Raw genomic sequence first — 19495 nt, 5'->3', positions numbered from 1 at the left:
TGAGGGTTATTTGTTTTCTCGCTCTAGTGAGCGCTGACGGAGTAATTTTTGCTGTTGGTATAGCGCGGCTTTGATTAATAAATCTTGGTCAGCTTCTCGAAGCAGTTTGTACTTGAGTGTAACCACATAACCTTGCTCTGATTGTTCGCACTCTACTACCTGAGCGTAGCAGTAAATTGCTGCGGCAGGATGATCTAAGAAGAGTTTCACTCGAACCAGTTGGTCTTTTTCTGCGGCAGAAGCGCTGCGATAGCTCAGTTGGCTTGCACCGAATTGCGTGGTTTGAAAACGCAGTGCAATATCATCTTGCTGAGAAAGCATAAAACTCAGCAGTAAGTTGAGTTTTGAGTTTTGGGTATCCAGCAAGCTGATGACGTGTTTCAACTCTTTATTTTGCAGTTCCAGCCTCGCGTTATCCGCTAACATATCTAAGTGACTGAATTCACTTGCGACGATGAACGGTGCTGGAATTTCAGATACAAAAGTGGCCTCATCTGGTAGAGCAAAGTCCGTCCCTAACGTTTCGACGTTAATCGTCAGATTGTGGTGCACGGTGAAGTATTCTTGCTCTGTCATAATTTGGTCCTTTTCTGCCATCGAGCGCTCTCATTTCATTGAAGAATGAGTAGGATAGGGGAGTGATTATCGCTAATCAGGGTAAGTTATCAAGTTTACCTGTTTTTATGGCTGAACTTTTTGCAGTAAATGGGGACTTATTGCATGTCGTTGACAAATTTAGCGATTATCTTGTCTTCTTCATAGTAAGAGTAAGGTAAGATAACCGGTATTAATTAGCTAAGTATTGGCTCCATTATTAGAAAACCAGTTGGTTTGTCCTATATGTATCATCCTATCTCTTTGTTTATTGGCTTGAGGTATCTTCGGGGACGCTCCGGGGATAGATTCAGTCGATTCGTTTCTTACATGTCGACCGCAGGTATCACGATTGGTGTGATGGCGTTGGTGACAGTACTGTCTGTGATGAATGGCTTTGAAGCTCAGCTTAAAGAGCGCATTTTAGGCGTACTTCCTCATGCTGTCGTTTCTCAGCATGATGGCAAAACGCCAATGAGCGAGACGGCGCCCCAATTCATTCAAAATATGTCGACCATTGCTGAGCCAGAGCCGATTGTGCGTGGTGAAGCGGTGATCCAAAGTTCCGCGCAGCTAACCGCTGGTTACTTGATTGGTATCGAGCCTAAACTTGGCGATCCTATTTCCAATCACTTGATAGCAGGTCGCTTATCTTCACTACAATCGGGTGAATATAAGGTTTTCCTTGGTCACAGTTTGGCGCGCTCTCTTAAAGTATCGATGGGTGACAAAGTCCGCTTAATGGTGACCAATGCGACGCAATTTACCCCATTAGGTCGAATCCCAAGTCAACGTAACTTCACCGTAGCGGGTATCTTTAATACCGGCTCAGATGTGGATGGTCAGCTTATGATCGTCAACATGACTGATGCTTCTAAATTGATGCGTTTACCGAAAAATACGGTATCCGGTTGGCGTGTGTTCTTCTCTGACCCATTCATGGTGACGGAATTTGCAGATAAGCCAATGCCGGAAGGTTGGCAATGGAGTGACTGGCGTGAGCAGCGTGGTGAGCTTTTCCAAGCAGTAAAAATGGAAAAGAACATGATGGGCTTGATGCTGGGGCTGATTGTTGGCGTAGCAGCATTTAATATTATTTCTGCGTTGATCATGGTGGTGATGGAGAAGCAATCGGAAGTCGCGATTCTCAAAACTCAAGGCATGAAGCAATCTCAAGTGATGGCGATTTTCATGGTGCAGGGCGCGAGTAGTGGTGTGATTGGTGCGATTGTTGGTGGCGCAGTCGGCGTTGCTCTATCGCTCAATCTCAATGCCATTCTGGAAGCGGCAGGCGTTGCCTTGTTTAGCTTTGGTGGTCACTTGCCAATCGTGATTGATTCATTCCAAATTTTATTAGTGGTAGTGCTGGCGATTGCTCTGAGTCTAGCTGCAACTGTTTACCCGTCTTACCGAGCATCTTCTGTTAAACCTGCTGAGGCACTTCGCTATGAATAAGCTATTAGAATGTCGTGATATTCGTAAAGTCTACCGAGAAGGCTCGTTAGATACGGAAGTGTTGAAAGGCGTGAGTTTTGATCTCGACAAAGGTGAACTGGTTTCTATTGTTGGCTCATCTGGCTCAGGTAAGAGTACGCTGCTTCACATCCTTGGTGCTTTAGATGATGCATCTCAAGGTGAAGTGGATTTTCTAGGGCAGAACTTGTCTGCGCTAAGTTCAAACAAGCAAGCGGCACTACGAAACAAACACCTTGGTTTTGTCTATCAGTTCCATCACCTATTGGCTGACTTTACCGCAGTAGAAAACGTTGCGATGCCATTGTTGATTGGGGGCGCAAAAGTAGCGGATGCGAAAGCGGAAGCAAAAGCTCTACTTGAGAAAGTTGGCCTAGAACACCGCATGGATCACCGTCCTTCGGAGCTATCTGGTGGTGAGCGCCAACGTGTTGCGATTGCCCGTGCTTTGGTTAATAAGCCTGACTTGGTTTTGGCTGATGAGCCCACGGGTAACCTAGACCACAATACCGCATTGGCGATTTACGATTTGATGCGTGAGCTAAACCAGGCATCGAACATCGCTTTCTTGGTGGTGACCCACGATAACGAGTTAGCCGCGAAAATGGACCGTCAAATGCACATGCAAGATGGGTTGCTGGTGGATCGCTTTACTGTTCAAACAGCGACTGCGGAGGGCTAATTTTGTTTTCATCTTTAGCATTGATGATCGGTGGCCGTTTTAGTCGCGCGAAAAAGCGTAACAAGATGGTGTCGTTCATTTCTCTCTCTTCCACCATTGGTATTGCGGTTGGTGTTGCGGTGATCATTATAGGTCTATCCGCCATGAACGGTTTTGAGCGTGAGCTACAGTCACGTGTTTTATCGGTAATCCCACATGGGGAGTTAGAAGGGGTAAACGGTCCGCTACATAACTACACCAAGACCATGAACCAAGCCTTGAAGCATGAACATGTTGTCGCAGCGGCGCCTTATGTTCGATTTACGGGGTTGGCAGAAAAGGGCAGCAAGCTTAAGGCGATTGAAGTGCGTGGTGTGGATCCTGCTTTTGAACAAGCGGTCTCGAGCATGTCGGAGTTCATTGATCCAAAAGCATGGCAGAACTTCTATGCGGGCCAACAGCAAGTCATTTTGGGGCGTGGTGTAGCGAATGAGCTTAACGTCGATGTGGGTGATTACATTACTTTGATGATTCCCCAGACTGGCAGCACTAATAAGGTTCAAGCACCAAAACGAGTTCGCGTTAAGGTGGCTGGATTTTTGACTCTTAATGGTCAAATCGATCACTCATTGGCTTTAGTGCCTCTGGAGGATGCACAAGCTTATGCACGCTTGGGGGATGGCGTTACCGGGATTTCTCTTAAAACCGATGATGTTCTGAACGCCCCTTCGATTGTGAGAGAAGTGGGCAATCTGATTGATGTGTATGTTTACCTGAAAAGCTGGCAACAACAGTTCGGCTTCTTGTATCGCGATATTCAGCTCGTTCGTACCATTATGTACTTGGTGATGGTCTTGGTTATCGGTGTGGCGTGTTTCAACATTGTGTCGACACTGATGATGGCGGTGAAAGATCGTGCTGCCGAGATTGCGATTCTTCGTACTATGGGTGCAAAGGATGGTTTGATTAAACGTATCTTTGTGTGGCAAGGCGTCTTCTCTGGCGTATTCGGCAGTCTTGCTGGCAGTGTCGTTGGCGTTCTTGTCGCTCTCAACCTCACACCGATTATTAAGGGGCTGGAAGCCTTAATTGGTCACCAATTCCTTTCGGGGGATATCTATTTTGTCGACTTCTTGCCATCGCAGTTGCACTGGCCTGATGTCGCTTTAGTTTCCATTACAGCGATTGTTCTTAGCTTGCTAGCTACTTGGTATCCCGCATCTCGTGCAGCGAAGCTTAACCCAGCGGCAGTATTGAGTTCAAAGTAGTGGATAGAACTAGAACTTAGCGAAGCGCTGGTCACTCACTGACACAAAAAAGGACCGAATCTCGGTCCTTTCTTTTATCTGTAATCGAACTATCTCTGCAGTGGCTCGGTAGCTTTCATACTTGAGTTACATCGCCTTTCATTTCGAACGTTAACTGTTCTCCATTCGATGTTCTGCAACCTGCCAATTGAAGAAGAAGTACTTATCGTATCTTACGTTTTTGCCAGCTTCTGACCACTGAGTAACGCCATAGTCCACGTATACCAAAATAGCCGATGATGGCTGATACCACGCCACAGATTGCGCAGCCTAGTAGAAATGGAGGCCCAATGGTGTTCATTTGCTGCATGATGAATTCCCACGACAACTCAAAGTGGAACGGTTGTGGTGGTACATGCATGACCAATGCGCCAAGTTTGTATGCGAAGTAGAACAGCACCGGCATGGTGATTGGATTACTGATCCAGACAAGGGCAACAGATAGAGGCAAGTTAACACCAAGCATGATGGCGAGACCCGCCGCCATGATCATCTGGCTCGGAAGCGGAACAAACGCCATAAACAGACCAACAGCAAAAGCACCTGATGCAGAGCGACGATTTAAACACCACAAGTTTGGGTTGTATAAAACGTTGCCGAAGACCTTCAGTGCTTTTTGGCGTTTGATCATTTCATGATCTGGCATGAAGCGTTTTATCAGCTTTCTAGGCATAGGACGACATGACTCTCTTAGAAAAAAGTTTGACCTTGGCGTTATTTGTAGCGAGCGTTATATCGTCTGCGTGGTGGCCGACGATGCCTGATTGGCGATGGTTGCTGCTGGGAATAATTGCCACTGGCTCGATTATCAAATTACGTCGTGGCTTATTGAGCATAGGCGTAATTTGGGGCTTTATGGTTGTCATTATCCACGGCAATGTTATGGAGCATCAAAGACAAGCCCTGTTTCGAGCAGGGGTGAATATTACCATAAATGGCAAAGTTGACAGCCCTTTTACGCAAATAAGTCACGGATATGAAGGAATTGCGCAGATCAATCAGGTGAATTCTCAAAACCTGTTACCTTTTCTTAAACCGAAAATCCGATTGATAACCGCTTTCCCACTGCCCATTAACAGTGAGTTCACTACTCAGGTGACGATCAAACCGATTCTGGGTTTGAAGAATGAGGCGGGGTTTGATGCGGAAAAGCAAGCGATAGGTAAGGGTATTGTCGCTAGAGCTGTCACACCTGATGACGCGAAATGGTTGATTCGTACACACTCTTCATTTCGACCGCAAATCATTACGGCCGTTGATACTCATATTGCTGAACTTGACCATTTCCCGTTAATCAGTGCATTAGCATTTAGTGACCGCTCCCTGCTTGCTAAACAGGATTGGCAGTCTCTGCGAGATAGCGGGCTGCTGCATTTGGTCTCGATCTCTGGTTTGCATATTGGAATGGCGTTTGCGTTTGGCATGAGTTTGGGCTTTGTCATTCGGCTTCTATTCCCCAAGTTTGTTCACCTTCCTTCCGCTGTCGGTTTATTGGCAGCGCTCGTTTATGCGTGGTTGGCCGATTTTTCCTTACCTACAACCCGTGCTTTTTCGGTTTGTGTCATTTATCTCGTGCTTAAAGCGGCTTTGGTTCATTGGAGTCCTTGGCGAGTGTTACTACTCGCTGTCTCGATACAGCTTTTCATCGAGCCTTTTGCTTCATTCACGATGAGCTTCTGGTTGTCTTATCTGTCCGTGGTTGCCGTGCTTTTGGCCGTGAATGTGGTTCAACAGCGACGCGGCAATTGGCAAACGAAGCTGAGTTCACTACTAAAAATACAGTTAGTACTTACTTTACTTATCGTGCCAATCAGCGGTGCGTTTTTCTCTGGAACAAGTTTGGTGTCCATTGCTTACAACCTAGTTTTCATTCCTTGGTTTGGTTTTTTGGTCGTCCCTTTGATGTTCCTAGCGCTGATTGTAACCCCAATTGCTTTTCAGTTGGCTGGTGTGCTTTGGCAACTGGTGGATTGGGTGTTGTTGCCACTGACATGGTCATTACAGTTTGCGGTCGGGAGTTGGCATTTTGTAAGTTTGCCTTTGACCTTAACGATACTCGCAGTTGCCATCTGTGGATTATTGAGACGTTTTTTGAATCGGGGCTCGCTCGTTACGTTAGTCATGCTAGTGACGGGTGTCGCCCTATTTTATGAGCGTACAACAAATTCTTGGCGAGTGGACGTGTTAGATGTAGGGCATGGCCTTGCGGTATTAATTGAGAAGCATGGAAAGGTGGCGCTTTATGACACAGGCAAAGCTTGGAACTCAGGGAGCATAGCTCAGCAAGTTATCTCTCCCGTATTACATCGCAGAGGTTTTGGTACCATTGATATGTTCATTATCAGTCATGCTGATTCGGATCATGCTGGAGGTAGGCAGTATATAGAGCAGTACTTTTCGCCAGCGCAGAAATTCAGCAGTCAAAACTACGCTAACTACCAATCTTGTATTGCGGGTGAACGCTGGTATTGGCAGGCGCTTTATTTTGAAGTCCTATGGCCACCTAAGCAGGTAAACCGTGCTTATAATCCTCATTCGTGTGTTGTTCGAGTTGTGGATAAGGAATCGGGTTTTAAATTGCTTTTGACTGGCGATATTGAAGCCGTCAGTGAGTGGATACTTATGCGTGAACCCAACAAGCTAGAGAGTGATGTTATGTTGGTTCCTCATCATGGTAGCAAGAGCTCTTCGAATCCAAAATTTGTTCAAACTGTCTCTCCAACCTTGGCGATAGCCTCGTTAGCAAAAAGTAATCAGTGGGGCATGCCTGCTGAAAATGTTTTATCGGCTTATCAGGCAGCAAATGCCCACTGGCTGGATACGGGAAATCATGGGCAGGTATCGGTGTTTATTGAGCGAGACAATTGGTACTTTGAAGCTAAACGTAGTGAGACATTTGAGCCTTGGTATAGGCAGATGCTGCGTAAGGGAGTAGAATAAGAGTCTTAATGTAAGAAAATAAAGCACTTCTATGTCGATAAATACTGATGAAACGACCTGGCAGACGTTTAAGCGTCTATGGCAATTTATTCGCCTTTATAAGTCAGGCATTATCGTTGCCGTCATTGCATTAGTGATTAATGCACTTTCAGATACCTATATGATTTCTTTGCTAAAACCACTTCTTGATGAAGGTTTTGGTAATGCGGAATCGGATTTTCTACGCACGCTTCCATTGATTGTTTTCGCCATGATGTTCATTCGTGGTGTGAGCGGATTTGTCTCCACTTATTGCTTGAGCTGGGTATCTGGCAACGTGGTGATGCAAATTCGTCGCATGGTGTTTAATCACTTCATGCATATGCCAGTTTCTTACTTTGATAAAGAAAAAACAGGTAATTTACTGTCTCGTATTACTTATGATTCGGAACAGGTCTCTGCAGCAACCAGCCAAGCGTTAGTCAGCATTGTGCGTGAAGGTGCGAGCATAATCGGTCTTCTTGTGCTGATGTTCTACAACAGCTGGCAGCTTTCTCTAGTACTATTTGCTGTTGCACCAGTTGTGGCTTGGGGCATTGGTATCGTTTCTAAGCGATTCCGTAAGATTTCGAAGAACATGCAGACCATGATGGGGCATGTGACGGCTTCTGCTGAGCAAATGTTAAAAGGTCACAAAGTCGTACTAAGCTACGGTGGTCAAGATATCGAAGGCAAGCGCTTCGAAAAAGTCAGCAACCAAATGCGTCAACAAAGCATGAAGTTGGTGACAGCTCAAGCTGCAGCAAACCCAATCATTCAAATGATCGCGTCTATTGCGATTGTTGTAGTTCTGTACCTAGCAAGTATCGACTCAATCAAAGAACAGTTAACGCCGGGCACATTTACCGTTGTATTCTCAGCAATGTTTGGTTTGATGCGTCCGCTTAAAGCGCTGACAAACGTAACCTCTCAGTTCCAACGTGGTATGGCAGCGAGCCAAACCTTGTTTGCCCTGGTAGACCTAGAGCCAGAGAAGAACGAAGGTAAGTTCACTGTAGAACGTGCAAATGGCGACGTTGCAGTAAAAGAAGTCAGCTTTACCTACGAAGGTGCAGAGAAACCGGCACTTGAGAACGTGAGCTTTGATATTCCAAAAGGCAAGACAGTTGCTCTTGTTGGTCGTTCAGGTTCGGGTAAGAGTACCATCGCGAACTTATTCAACCGTTTTTACGACGTCAGCGGTGGTTCAATTACACTTGATGGCCATGATATTCGTGACTACGAGCTTAAGAACCTGCGCGAGCAGTTTGCATTGGTATCGCAAAACGTACATTTGTTTAATGACACGATTGCAAACAACATTGCTTACGCGACAGAAGATCAATACACACGTGAAGACATCGAACGAGCCGCTAAACTTGCTCACGTCACTGAGTTCGTCAGCAAGATGGAAGACGGCCTTGATACGATGATTGGTGAGAATGGCGCGAGTCTATCTGGCGGTCAACGTCAACGTGTCGCTATTGCTCGTGCACTTCTTCGTGATGCCCCTGTTTTGGTTCTTGATGAAGCGACATCAGCTCTGGATACGGAATCTGAACGTGCTATTCAATCGGCGCTGGATGAACTGCAAAAAGACAAGACGGTATTGGTGATTGCACACCGACTGTCGACTATCGAGAATGCAGATGAAATTCTAGTGGTAGATGAAGGTTCTATCGTTGAACGCGGTAACCACGCGGAGCTGATTGCCAAGAAAGATGGCGCGTACGCTCAACTTCATCGAATCCAATTTGGTGCCTAAGAACTGTGGTTGAAAAAATCTGGTTCGAAAACCATCCTCTCAAATACCTACTGTGGCCGCTTTTGTGGCCACTGAGCTTGTTGTTTGGTGCGATCAGTAAGTCTAAGCGTCAACAATTTCAATCAGGTAAAAAACAAGCTTACAAAGCGCCAGTGCCTGTAGTTGTGGTGGGTAACATCACGGCTGGGGGTAATGGTAAAACACCAGTTGTTGTGTGGCTGGTGGAGCAATTACAGCAGCTTGGTTACAAACCAGGCGTTGTGTCTCGTGGCTATGGGGCGAAAGCGCCGCAGTATCCGCTTGTTTTGGATGACAATACACCAGCGAAACACTGTGGTGACGAGCCGAAGCTGATTTATCGCCGTACTGCTGCACCTGTCGCTGTAGACCCGGTTCGTGCCAATGCGGTGAAAGCATTGCTTGAAACTGGCGTTGACATCATTATTACTGACGATGGCCTCCAGCATTACGCTCTAGAGCGAGATATCGAGTTCGTTATCGTTGATGGTAATCGCCGCTTTGGCAATGAAAGCCTTATTCCACTTGGTCCTCTTCGTGAAGGGGTAGAGCGTCTCGCTGAAGTCGACTTTATCATCACGAATGGTGGTCAAGCTAAGCAAGGCGAAATGCCAATGTCTTTAGCGCCATCAAAGGCGATAAACCTGAAGACCAAGCAACAAGTCGAGGTCAGTGAATTACGTGATCTCGTTGCGTTTGCGGGGATTGGGCATCCAGCACGATTTTTTAATACACTTAACGCAATGAATGCGGATATCAAAGTGACGAAAGGCTTTGCCGATCATCAAGACTTTGATCAGCAAGAATTACAAGCATTGGCTCAACAAGGAGCGAATGTGATTATGACAGAAAAGGATGCCGTCAAATGCGACAGTTATGCGCAAGACAATTGGTGGTATCTACCCGTTTCTGCTCAGTTTGAATCAAACGACGCAGAGCGAATTTTAAATCGAATTAAAGAGGTTAAAGCGACTTATGGATCACCGTCTGCTTGAGATTGTAGCTTGCCCTGTGTGCAAAGGTAAGCTGACGTACGACAAAGATAATCAAGAGTTGATCTGCAAACTGGATCGTCTTGCTTACCCAATCAAAGAGGGTATTCCTGTTCTGCTTGAGCCAGAAGCACGAACTATGAGCATGGACGAGGGACGCTAATGTCTTTTACGGTTGTCATTCCTGCACGTTACGCGTCAAGCCGCTTACCGGGTAAGCCGTTGGCAGACATTGGTGGTAAACCAATGATCCAATGGGTATATGAACAAGCCTTACAAGCGGGCGCAGAAGACGTGATTATCGCAACTGACGATGAGCGCGTATCGGCGGCGGCAGAGCAGTTTGGTGGCAAGGTTTGTATGACCTCGCCAAACCACGAATCTGGCACTGAGCGACTAGCGGAAGTGGTAGAAAAAATGGCTATCCCTGCAGACCACATTGTGGTTAACGTTCAGGGTGATGAACCATTGATTCCGCCATCGATTATTCGCCAAGTGGCTGACAACCTAGCAGGTTGCGATGCACCAATGGCAACGCTTGCGGTTGAGATTGAATCGGAAGAGGAAGTCTTCAACCCGAATGCGGTGAAAGTGGTTGCGGACGAGCGTGGTTATGCCATGTACTTTAGTCGCGCAACGATCCCTTGGGATCGTGACAACTTTGCTAAGCAAGACAAAACCATCGCGAATCCATTGATGCGTCACATCGGTATCTACGCTTACCGCGCGGGTTTCATTAATACTTACGTGAATTGGCAGCCAAGCGCACTTGAGCAAATCGAGTGTCTAGAGCAACTTCGCGTGCTTTGGTACGGTGAAAAGATTCATGTTGAAGTGGCAAAAGAAGCGCCAGCAGCAGGTGTGGATACACCAGAAGATTTAGAAGCAGTACGAGCCATTGTCGCTAAGCAAGCACAATAAGCTTGGTATTGATTCTCAAATTAGAAAGGCTCCTCATTGAGGAGCCTTTTTGTATCTACGATAGCTCGGACGCTGTATCGGTTAGATATTGGTGTCGTACTGGTTGCGTTTCGGACAGGTTGAGAGGATCTCTCTGTGTCCGGTGTCTTTCACTTCTTCTAAAATCACATCGAAGCCCCACAAGCGATACACATGCTTAAGTACCTCTTCATAACTGTTATCCAAAGGAATGCGGTTATGAGGGACGTATTGCAGCGTTAACGAGCGGTCACCGCGGACATCCACGTTAAAAACCTGAATGTTTGGCTCTAAGTTCGCCAAGTTATATTGTGCAGCCAGCGTTTCACGAATGCGTCGGTACCCCATCTCATCATGAATGGCGGCAACTTCGATGAAGTTTTTACGATCATCGTCATTGATGGCAAACAACTTGAAATCACGCATGAGCTTCGGTGACAAGTATTGGCTAATAAAGCTCTCGTCTTTGAAGTTATGCATGGCAAAGTGAACCGCATCTAGCCAGTCTGTTCCTGCTAGCTCAGGGAACCACTCTTTGTCCTCGTCTGTTGGTTCTTCACAGATACGTTTGATATCACGGAACATCGCGAATCCAAGCGCATACGGGTTAATGCCGCTAAAGTAAGGGCTGTTGTAAGGTGGCTGTGCAACCACACTAGTGTGACTGTGCAGAAACTCGAGGATGAACTTCTCAGACACTAAACCTTCATCGTAAAGGTGATTAAGGATGGTGTAGTGCCAGAAGGTTGCCCAGCCTTCGTTCATGACTTGAGTTTGCTTTTGTGGATAGAAGTATTGGCTTACCTTACGCACGATACGCACAATCTCGCGCTGCCAAGGTTCAAGCAGTGGCGCGTGTTTTTCAAAGAAGTAGAGCAGGTTCTCTTGTGGTTCGCTCGGGAAGCGCACTTTGATGTCTTCTTCTTTGGTTTTCGATTGTGGAACGGTTCGCCATAGTTCGTTCACTTGCGATTGCAGATAAGCTTCACGCTCTTCCTGACGAGCTTTCTCTTCATTGATGGAAATCTTCTCAGGTCGCTTGTAACGGTCGACACCGAAGTTCATTAGAGCATGGCAAGAGTCGAGTAGTTGTTCAACTTCATGTACGCCATAACGCTCTTCACATTCCGCAATGTAGTTCTTCGCGAACAGTAGGTAATCAATGATCGAACTGGCGTCGGTCCAAGTTTGGAACAGGTAATTACCTTTGAAGAACGAGTTGTGCCCATAACAAGCGTGAGCAATAACTAGTGCTTGCATGGTGATGGTGTTCTCTTCCATCAGGTAAGCGATACATGGGTTAGAATTGATCACGATTTCGTAAGCTAACCCCATTTGGCCGTGCTTATAGTTCTGCTCCGTTTGGATGAATTTTTTACCAAACGACCAGTGGTTGTAGTTGATGGGCATACCGATGCTTGAGTAAGCATCCATCATTTGCTCTGAGGTAATGACCTCAATTTGGTTAGGGTAGGTGTCGAGACGATAATGCTCCGCCACACGCTTGATTTCTTTGTGGTAACGCTCCAGCAATTCAAACGTCCAATCTGGACCATCTGGCAGCATATTTTCTCTGCGTTTCTTCGAGGCTTCCCCCGAAAGGTTTGTCGTTGCGGTATTCATCGCTAGCCTCCTTACGCATTTTCTTTTTGGAATAGTTCACGGAAGACTGGGAAGATATCCTCCACAGAGCGGATGTTTTTTATGGCGAAGTTTGGAAAGGCTTCGGAAAGCTTTTCATACTCATGCCACAGCGTTTGATGGGAACGTCTAGTGATCTCGATGTATGAATAGTACTGACAATTTGGCAGTAACTTATTGACGAGTAGGTCACGACAGCGAGGTGAATCGTCTGCCCAGTTATCGCCATCGGATGCTTGAGCCGCGTAGATGTTCCACTGGCCAACAGGGTAGCGGTCTTGAACGATCTCATTCATCAGTTTGAGTGCGCTCGAAACAATCGTGCCACCCGTTTCTTGCGAATAGAAGAACTCGTGCTCATCGACTTCTTTCGCTTGTGTATGGTGACGAATGAAGACCACTTCAACGTTTTCGTAGGTACGCGTCAAGAACAGATAAAGCAGTACATAGAAGCGTTTTGCAATGTCTTTGGTTGCTTGGTCCATAGAGCCGGATACGTCCATTAGACAGAACATGACCGCTTGGCTCGATGGCACTGGGCGCTTCTCATAGTTTTTGAAACGTAAGTCGAAGGTATCGATAAAGGGTACGCTTTCGATTTTCTTGCGCAGATCCTCAATTTCCTTCTTCAGACGATTTTCTTCAAGCTGTTGAGCGGGCTCGATGTTTTTGATGCGAGTAAGCTCATCTTCCAGTTCATTAAGAAGACGCTTTTTGCCTGCTGTCATTGCCGTGCGTCGCGCTAGAGATTGTTGTAGCGAGCGAACAACGGCAATATTGGATGGAATACCCGCGGTTTGGTAACCCGCACGGTGGGTTTTCCATTCTGTGATTTTGGCAATTTGGTTCTTCTCAAGATTCGGCAACTCTAAATCTTCAAACAAGATATCGAGGTACTCATCTTTTGAAATTTGGAAAACGAACTCGTCTTGGCCTTCACCGTCAGGACTGGCATTGCCTTCACCAGCACCGCCGCCTTGGCCACTGCCTTTCGGGCGTTCGATTTTGTCACCGGTGATAAATTGGTCGTTACCAGGATGCACGCGGTCGCGCACGCCCCCTTTACCCTGATGAAACATAGGTTCGTTAATATCTTTGTGCGGTATTGCGACGTCTTCGCCCGTTTCCGTGTTCGTGATCGAGCGTCGATTCACTGCGTCAGCTACCGACTCTTTAATCTGCTCTTTATGGCGCTTCAAGAAGCGCTGTCGATTAACAGCGCTCTTGTTCTTGCCATTGAGCCTTCGGTCTATAAATTGCGCCATGAAATAGCCCTCTTCATGTTTCACAAGCGACCTAACTCAAACTGGTTAGGATGACTTACGTACTCGTAGGTACCACTCAGAAAGTAGGCGAACCTGTTTCTCGGTATAGCCTTTTTCCATCATGCGAGCGACAAAGTCGTCGTGTTTCTTCTGATCTTCAGAAGAGGTTTTCGCATTGAAAGAGATAACCGGAAGCAGTTCTTCGGTATTGGAGAACATTTTCTTCTCGATTACCGTGCGCAGTTTTTCGTAGCTGGTCCAAACTGGGTTTTGACCATTGTTATTGGCTTTCGCACGAAGCACAAAGTTGACGATTTCGTTTCGGAAATCTTTCGGGTTAGAGATGCCCGCCGTTTTCTCGATTTTCTCTAGTTCAGCATTTAGAGAAGCACGGTCGAACAGTTGGCCTGTTTCTGGGTCGCGATATTCTTGGTCTTGGATCCAGAAGTCTGCATAGGTGACATAACGGTCGAAGATATTCTGGCCGTACTCAGAGTAAGACTCTAGGTACGCAGTTTGAACTTCTTTACCAATGAACTCGACATAACGAGGCACTAGATAGCCTTTCAAGAATTCAAGATACTTCTCTGCCATTTCTGAAGGGAACTGCTCGCGTTCTACTTGTTGTTCAATCACGTAGAACAAGTGCACTGGGTTTGCAGCCACTTCTGTTTGGTCGAAGTTGAATACGCGAGACAAGATCTTGAATGCGAAACGGGTTGATAGGCCATTCATGCCTTCATCAACGCCAGCGTAATCTCGGTACTCTTGGTAGCTCTTCGCTTTCGGATCGGTGTCTTTCAGTGTTTCACCGTCATACACGCGCATCTTCGAGAAAATGGACGAGTTTTCAGGCTCTTTAAGTCGCGAAAGAATGCTGAATTGAGCCAGCGTTTCGAGTGTGCTTGGTGAGCAAGGTGCTTTAGATAGCTCACTGTTTTCAAGCAGTTTCTGGTAGATCTTAACTTCTTCCGACACTCGTAGACAGTAAGGTACTTTCACGATGTATACACGGTCCAAGAACGCTTCGTTGTTCTTGTTGTTACGGAAGGTTTGCCACTCAGATTCATTTGAGTGCGCTAAAATCATACCGTCGAATGGAATCGCTGATAGACCCTCTGTCCCGTTGAAGTTACCTTCTTGAGTTGCCGTCAATAGTGGGTGTAATACCTTGATTGGTGCTTTGAACATCTCAACGAATTCCATTAAGCCTTGGTTCGCTTTACATAGCGCGCCAGAGTAGCTGTAGGCATCTGGGTCATCTTGTGAGTAATGTTCTAACTGACGAATATCGACTTTACCAACTAGGGACGAAATGTCCTGGTTGTTTTCATCACCTGGCTCGGTTTTCGCAATAGCTACTTGATCAAGGATAGAAGGGCGAACTTTCAGTACTTTAAATTTGGTGATATCACCTCCAAATTCATGAAGACGTTTTGCCGCCCATGGTGACATGATAGAACGTAGGTAACGATGCTCGATGCCATACTCTTTCTTGAGGATCTCACCATCTTCTGTTGGATTGAACAAACAGAATGGGTGATCGTTAACTGGGCTTCGTTCGCCGTTTGCGCTAAGCACATAAACGGGCATTTTTTCCATTAGGGCTTTTAGCTTTTCGGCAAGTGATGACTTACCACCACCAACAGGGCCGAGTAGGTATAGGATTTGTTTGCGTTCTTCCAAACCTTGTGCGGCATGCTTGAGGTAAGAAACAATCTGCTCGATTGCGTCTTCCATGCCATAGAAATCTTTGAAGGTTTCATAACGCGAAATGACACGGTTTGAGAATATACGGCTCAGTCTTGGATCTTGAGCAGTATCAATGACTTCTGGCTCTCCGATAGCCATAAGTAGGCGTTCTGCAGCGTTAGCGTAGGCGCTTTTGTCGTCTTTACACAGGGCTAAGAAATCCTGTAACGACATCTCTTCATCTTTTGCAGCTTCATATCTTGATTGATAGTGGTCGAAAATACTCATGTCGCTTTCCCCTTTAACTAGTCAGTCTACCGACGAACGTTGACGCAGGCTTACCCAACCTTGATATGCCCTTCGTTGTATGAAGTTATACGTCCTGTTATCACGTTTGGTTTGTACTGAAGGCAAGCTAGACAAGACCAAAGACTTTGCTTTATGGACACTTTTTCACTGCAACGAAGAACGATGGATAAGTTCCTTTCAATCACTCCCTTTCTCAATTTAAGCCTAGTCGGGGATTTCCAATTTTGCTTAACAATTATGAATTTATTGCAAAAGTGACATTTGAATCACTGTTTAGAGAATTAACAATTTGAGCTGTGAATAGGAGCGATAGAAATCAGATATGTGGCTTTGAATCACTGAGATTAGTGATTTGTGTGCAAGTTACAGAGAATGAAAGACTTAAGCGTGCTTAACGAATGAGGCTGAATTGTGACAGGGGAAAAGAAAAAGGAGAGCCTTTGCTCTCCTTTTCAGATACTTGCTGGGTTATGCACTAAAGATTTGCGCCAGTTCGTTTGCACACAAGTGGTATTGACGAGGGCAGTTGCGCCAAGTTTTTAGCATGCGACGGTATTTGTCTAGCATTGGCATTTGGCTATTGAAGTGATGGTCCGCTTTGTCAAATTGAGGGTAAAGACCTTCTGAATCCACTAGGAAGCGTACGTAATGCACTTGCTGCGCTTCCGTTGCGATATCAAAGCCAAGGAACTGAAGACGACGTTGGTCCACTTTGCCGCGCTCTTCATCATCCAGCATTTTGTTTGATTCTTGCATTGCATGGTACATCTCCATAATGTCGATGATTTCACGACATTCCGTTTCGGTGATGCAGCCAAAATCTTTGTTCAACTCGCGCATTTGCAGCTCGTAACCACGCTCTACAATGGTTTGTAGACGCTTGTATTTCGCCGCATTGCTAGGGTCAAGTTGAGACATTAGGTTGTACTGGTTTGATAGAATCAAACGTTGAGCGTTTGACATTTCCATGATGACCTCACTAAATAATCTAATACATTTTTAATGTGCTTAGGTTAACGTTTCGGACGAAGGTGAAACATGATCTCAACACATATTTAATATGAAAAATGGCAAGAATTATTGAATTTAGCCAGTTTAAAAACGCTGTGTTAACGGGCGATGACAGCTTATTTATGGTAATGGTTGTATATATAATCTCGGTCTGAGAAGACTCGTAGCCATTCTGGTTTGAAAACCGTCAACACAGCCAGTGACATTCCGTTGAGAAGTCCTTCAGGGAAGGCAAGCAATGGAACAAAAACAAAGTAATTGTGCTGGATGGTTTGCCAGTCGTAATGACCGATAGAGAGGTGGTAAAAAGAGTTAACGAGTAAATGGAGGCTACCAGTGAGCGCACCATTGAAGAATCCCGCTACAAAAATGAAAACGAAGATATTGCGCGGAAGATACTGATAACTTAGCAAAAAGATAAGATAGCTGATAAGAATTGGAACCAGAGCAGAAAGCACCAATGAGCTTGGTAACATTAACAGCGGTATGCCGTGAATCAAGTGATTGACGATCATGGCAGGGATGCAGAGAAGAAACGCCATTCGCCAACCGTACATCATGGTTAGCGTCGTCAACGCAAGAAAGTGAATTTGTAACCCTTCTTTCACACCGGCCTGGGCAGACCACAAAATGCTAAGTAGGAAGAGTGTTGCGAAGACCAAATGTTGGAATGGCTTTTCTTGCTCCATTTTAGGCCAAACCACTTTTCGCCAATCGGGAAGGCAATAAACGACCGCGACCCAGCAAACAATGATGACCGAAACGAAATTAAACCAATCCATGAGTTATTCCAACGCTATTCCTGTGAGCTTTACATACTACTTAGTATTCCTAATACGTCTAATATGGGTTGGATAGGACACAAGGCCGATCAGTTTGTTCGACTAGTTTGTACAACACATACACCAACGTATAGGTAAAAAAATACCAGCAAGCTGCTGGTATTTTTAATCTATTCAATAACCTAATGCGCTTAGTATTTCACATTTGAGTGGTATTGGGAAAGAATTGACTGGATTTCATCCATTGTTTCTTTTGATGGTGGGTTGACGCCATCAAGCGGATATTCAACACCAAGCGCTTCCCATTTGTGCGCACCAAGTTTGTGGTATGGCAGAAGCTCTACCTTTTCGATGTTGTCCATATCTTTGATGAACTCACCCAGCATGTGCGCTGCTTCTGGCTCGTCAGTGTAGCCAGGGACTACAACATAACGAATCCAAGTCTTTTGACCAATCTTATGTAGGTAACGAGCAAAGTCTAAAACACGACGGTTAGACACACCGATGAACTCTTGGTGGATTTCGTCTTTCATGTGTTTAAGGTCAAGCATGACAAGGTCTGTCGCATCCAATACTTCGTCGATAACATCAGTGTGTTTACGGATGTAACCGTTAGTATCTAGGCAGGTATGAATGCCTTCAGCTTGAGCAGCGCGGAAGAAGTCACGTACAAATTCCGGCTGAAGCATTGCTTCGCCACCAGAACACGTAATGCCACCACCTGATGCATTCATGAAGTGACGGTAGGTTTTTGCTTCTGCAATAATCTCTTCAACCGTCACTTCTTTGCCATCATGCGTGTCCCATGTATCGCGGTTATGGCAATACTTACAGCGCATTAAGCAACCTTGCAAGAAGACGATAAAACGAATACCAGGTCCGTCTACGGTACCACATGACTCAAACGAGTGAATACGACCAGTTGTTGACATCTTTTGCTCTCATTTTTAATAAATTCTGACCGTTATTTTATTACAAATTGAAGGGTTAAAACAGTCTAACAGGACTTTCGTTGGCGAGATAATGAGCAAAGAAAACGGCGAATGAAAACTCACACGCCGCATAAGGGTTTTTCTTTAGAAGAAGGCGAATAAAGAGAGGGAACCAGTACCGTAAACGTCGGTTTGAGCTTCTTTATAGTCTGGTGTTTTGACGGTAAAGGTTAAACTCGCGCCGTAGTTTTGGTTGTACCAAGTGGCACCTGCGACGGCACTCGCTTGCCAGTTTTGTAGCGTAACATCGTATTGATCTGATGGCTCAGGAATACCAGAGCGATCGCCTTCGATGGTGATGTCATTAAAGCGGTAACGACCTTCGAATCCGGTAAACAAGAACCAGCTAGAGGTGCTTTTAGCCAGCATACTTGCGTGGAATGGGCTTTCAACACTGATGTTTGCCGCACCGATGCTGTTTGCTAGGTTTGTACCCCAACGGAACATTACACCTTGTGAAACATCACTACGGAAGTTACCCGCATTAATGTCGTTTACATTGGTGATTTCCCACTGTGTGCTTTCACCTTCGCTGCGCATCAACTTATTGAATGCGCGGTAACCTACGCTGAATGCGATTTCATCATCAATCTGGTATTCCCAACCTTGCGGGTCGGTTGAGCCAGTAATGCCGTGCACGATTTCCTGTGCTTTCTCTGACAACGAGCTTTCACCTGTTGCACCGATAGTGAAGTTATAGCGAACGGCTTTATCTGCAGTCAGTGAGATATAGTTGATTTCGGTATGAAGGTAGCCTGCGTAAGGACGATCGTTAACAAGAGGGTAGTCGGCTTCAATGTCACTTGGTGTGTACATCTTGTGACCAAGTACGATTTCAATCTTGTCTACGTTACTTTGGCTGTTGTCATTAAGTGTGAACCAATTCCACTCTGCGTCTTCACGCAGTTTTTCTGTCGCGTAAGAAAGGAAAATACCGTTGGTATAATCTTGGTCGACGCCGAAGATACCATCGTTATCTAAAGTGAAAGAGACTGTGGACTTGGTGGATGCAATAGCTGCTGGAGACAGCAGAGCAAGGACGATTAATTTACTAAGTTTCATATATTATGTTTGCAAGCTTTTTGCGCATCATACG

17 protein-coding genes are annotated in these 19495 nt (G+C 45.7%); 8 read left to right on the top strand and 9 right to left on the bottom strand.

Annotation, left to right across the window (positions count from 1 at the left end):
* Nucleotides 1–6: 6 nt before the first annotated feature.
* On the bottom strand, nucleotides 7–576 hold the full coding sequence (locus KHO06_RS12720) for a PilZ domain-containing protein (RefSeq protein WP_212581702.1): 570 nt from the start codon (nucleotides 574–576) through the stop codon (nucleotides 7–9).
* A 264-nt stretch (nucleotides 577–840) separates the two neighbouring features.
* Here KHO06_RS12720 and lolC point away from each other — a divergent pair, with 264 nt between their 5' ends.
* Genes lolC through lolE form a run of 3 tightly spaced genes read left to right on the top strand, consistent with a single transcriptional unit; the run spans nucleotide 841 to nucleotide 3996 of the window.
* Nucleotides 841–2049, top strand: coding sequence for a lipoprotein-releasing ABC transporter permease subunit LolC (gene lolC / locus KHO06_RS12715; protein WP_212581701.1), 1209 nt, complete (start codon nucleotides 841–843; stop codon nucleotides 2047–2049).
* On the top strand, nucleotides 2042–2749 hold the full coding sequence (gene lolD, locus KHO06_RS12710) for a lipoprotein-releasing ABC transporter ATP-binding protein LolD (RefSeq protein WP_212581700.1): 708 nt from the start codon (nucleotides 2042–2044) through the stop codon (nucleotides 2747–2749). The genes lolC and lolD overlap by 8 nt, the downstream gene beginning before the upstream one ends.
* 2 nt (nucleotides 2750–2751) lie before the next feature.
* Nucleotides 2752–3996: a lipoprotein-releasing ABC transporter permease subunit LolE gene (gene lolE, locus KHO06_RS12705; protein WP_212581699.1), complete on the top strand. Its 1245-nt coding sequence runs from the start codon at nucleotides 2752–2754 to the stop codon at nucleotides 3994–3996.
* Between the two features lie 202 nt (nucleotides 3997–4198).
* Here lolE and KHO06_RS12700 read toward each other — a convergent pair whose 3' ends face one another.
* Nucleotides 4199–4708: a DUF2062 domain-containing protein gene (locus KHO06_RS12700; RefSeq protein WP_005431694.1), complete on the bottom strand. Its 510-nt coding sequence runs from the start codon at nucleotides 4706–4708 to the stop codon at nucleotides 4199–4201.
* 8 nt (nucleotides 4709–4716) lie between these two features.
* Between KHO06_RS12700 and KHO06_RS12695 the strand changes: the two genes are divergently transcribed.
* The 5 genes from KHO06_RS12695 to kdsB are packed head-to-tail and all read left to right on the top strand — an operon-like array spanning nucleotide 4717 to nucleotide 10689.
* Entirely contained in the window at nucleotides 4717–6975 is a 2259-nt protein-coding gene (locus tag KHO06_RS12695) for a DNA internalization-related competence protein ComEC/Rec2 (RefSeq protein WP_212581698.1), read from the top strand.
* A gap of 31 nt (nucleotides 6976–7006) precedes the next feature.
* On the top strand, nucleotides 7007–8758 hold the full coding sequence (msbA, locus tag KHO06_RS12690; RefSeq protein ID WP_005431688.1) for a lipid A ABC transporter ATP-binding protein/permease MsbA: 1752 nt from the start codon (nucleotides 7007–7009) through the stop codon (nucleotides 8756–8758).
* Nucleotides 8759–8763: 5 nt separating this feature from the next.
* Nucleotides 8764–9771 (top strand): tetraacyldisaccharide 4'-kinase, encoded by a 1008-nt coding sequence (lpxK, locus tag KHO06_RS12685; protein ID WP_212581697.1) that lies wholly within the window; start codon nucleotides 8764–8766, stop codon nucleotides 9769–9771.
* Nucleotides 9752–9931, top strand: a complete 180-nt coding sequence (locus KHO06_RS12680; RefSeq protein ID WP_005378451.1) for a Trm112 family protein — start codon at nucleotides 9752–9754, stop codon at nucleotides 9929–9931. Before lpxK ends, KHO06_RS12680 begins: the two co-directional genes overlap by 20 nt.
* The gene (gene kdsB, locus KHO06_RS12675) at nucleotides 9931–10689 is read left to right on the top strand and encodes a 3-deoxy-manno-octulosonate cytidylyltransferase (RefSeq protein WP_038891570.1); all 759 of its coding nucleotides are present in this window, start codon (nucleotides 9931–9933) and stop codon (nucleotides 10687–10689) included. The genes KHO06_RS12680 and kdsB overlap by 1 nt, the downstream gene beginning before the upstream one ends.
* Before the next feature lie 81 nt (nucleotides 10690–10770).
* Here kdsB and KHO06_RS12670 read toward each other — a convergent pair whose 3' ends face one another.
* The 7 genes from KHO06_RS12670 to KHO06_RS12640 all read right to left on the bottom strand — a co-directional run bounded on the left by KHO06_RS12670 (nucleotide 10771) and on the right by KHO06_RS12640 (nucleotide 19461).
* Entirely contained in the window at nucleotides 10771–12330 is a 1560-nt protein-coding gene (locus tag KHO06_RS12670; RefSeq protein ID WP_103410090.1) for a SpoVR family protein, read from the bottom strand.
* A gap of 11 nt (nucleotides 12331–12341) precedes the next feature.
* On the bottom strand, nucleotides 12342–13613 hold the full coding sequence (locus KHO06_RS12665) for a YeaH/YhbH family protein (RefSeq protein ID WP_212581696.1): 1272 nt from the start codon (nucleotides 13611–13613) through the stop codon (nucleotides 12342–12344).
* 45 nt (nucleotides 13614–13658) lie between these two features.
* Nucleotides 13659–15593: a PrkA family serine protein kinase gene (locus tag KHO06_RS12660; RefSeq protein ID WP_005431706.1), complete on the bottom strand. Its 1935-nt coding sequence runs from the start codon at nucleotides 15591–15593 to the stop codon at nucleotides 13659–13661.
* Between the two features lie 489 nt (nucleotides 15594–16082).
* On the bottom strand, nucleotides 16083–16583 hold the full coding sequence (locus KHO06_RS12655; RefSeq protein WP_005534010.1) for a YfbU family protein: 501 nt from the start codon (nucleotides 16581–16583) through the stop codon (nucleotides 16083–16085).
* A 158-nt stretch (nucleotides 16584–16741) separates the two neighbouring features.
* Nucleotides 16742–17407, bottom strand: coding sequence for an energy-coupling factor ABC transporter permease (locus tag KHO06_RS12650; protein WP_045373213.1), 666 nt, complete (start codon nucleotides 17405–17407; stop codon nucleotides 16742–16744).
* 191 nt (nucleotides 17408–17598) lie between these two features.
* The gene (pflA, locus tag KHO06_RS12645; protein WP_005431703.1) at nucleotides 17599–18339 is read right to left on the bottom strand and encodes a pyruvate formate lyase 1-activating protein; all 741 of its coding nucleotides are present in this window, start codon (nucleotides 18337–18339) and stop codon (nucleotides 17599–17601) included.
* A gap of 144 nt (nucleotides 18340–18483) precedes the next feature.
* Nucleotides 18484–19461 carry a lipid A deacylase LpxR family protein gene (locus KHO06_RS12640; protein ID WP_005431699.1) on the bottom strand — a complete coding sequence of 326 codons (978 nt, stop codon included), beginning with the start codon at nucleotides 19459–19461 and terminating at the stop codon, nucleotides 18484–18486.
* Nucleotides 19462–19495: the final 34 nt, after the last annotated feature.

Source organism: Vibrio sp. B1FIG11 (assembly GCF_905175335.1).
Classification (GTDB): domain Bacteria; phylum Pseudomonadota; class Gammaproteobacteria; order Enterobacterales; family Vibrionaceae; genus Vibrio; species Vibrio campbellii.
Note: the sequence above shows the minus strand (reverse complement) of the source record. Positions and strands in the feature narration are given on the sequence as shown.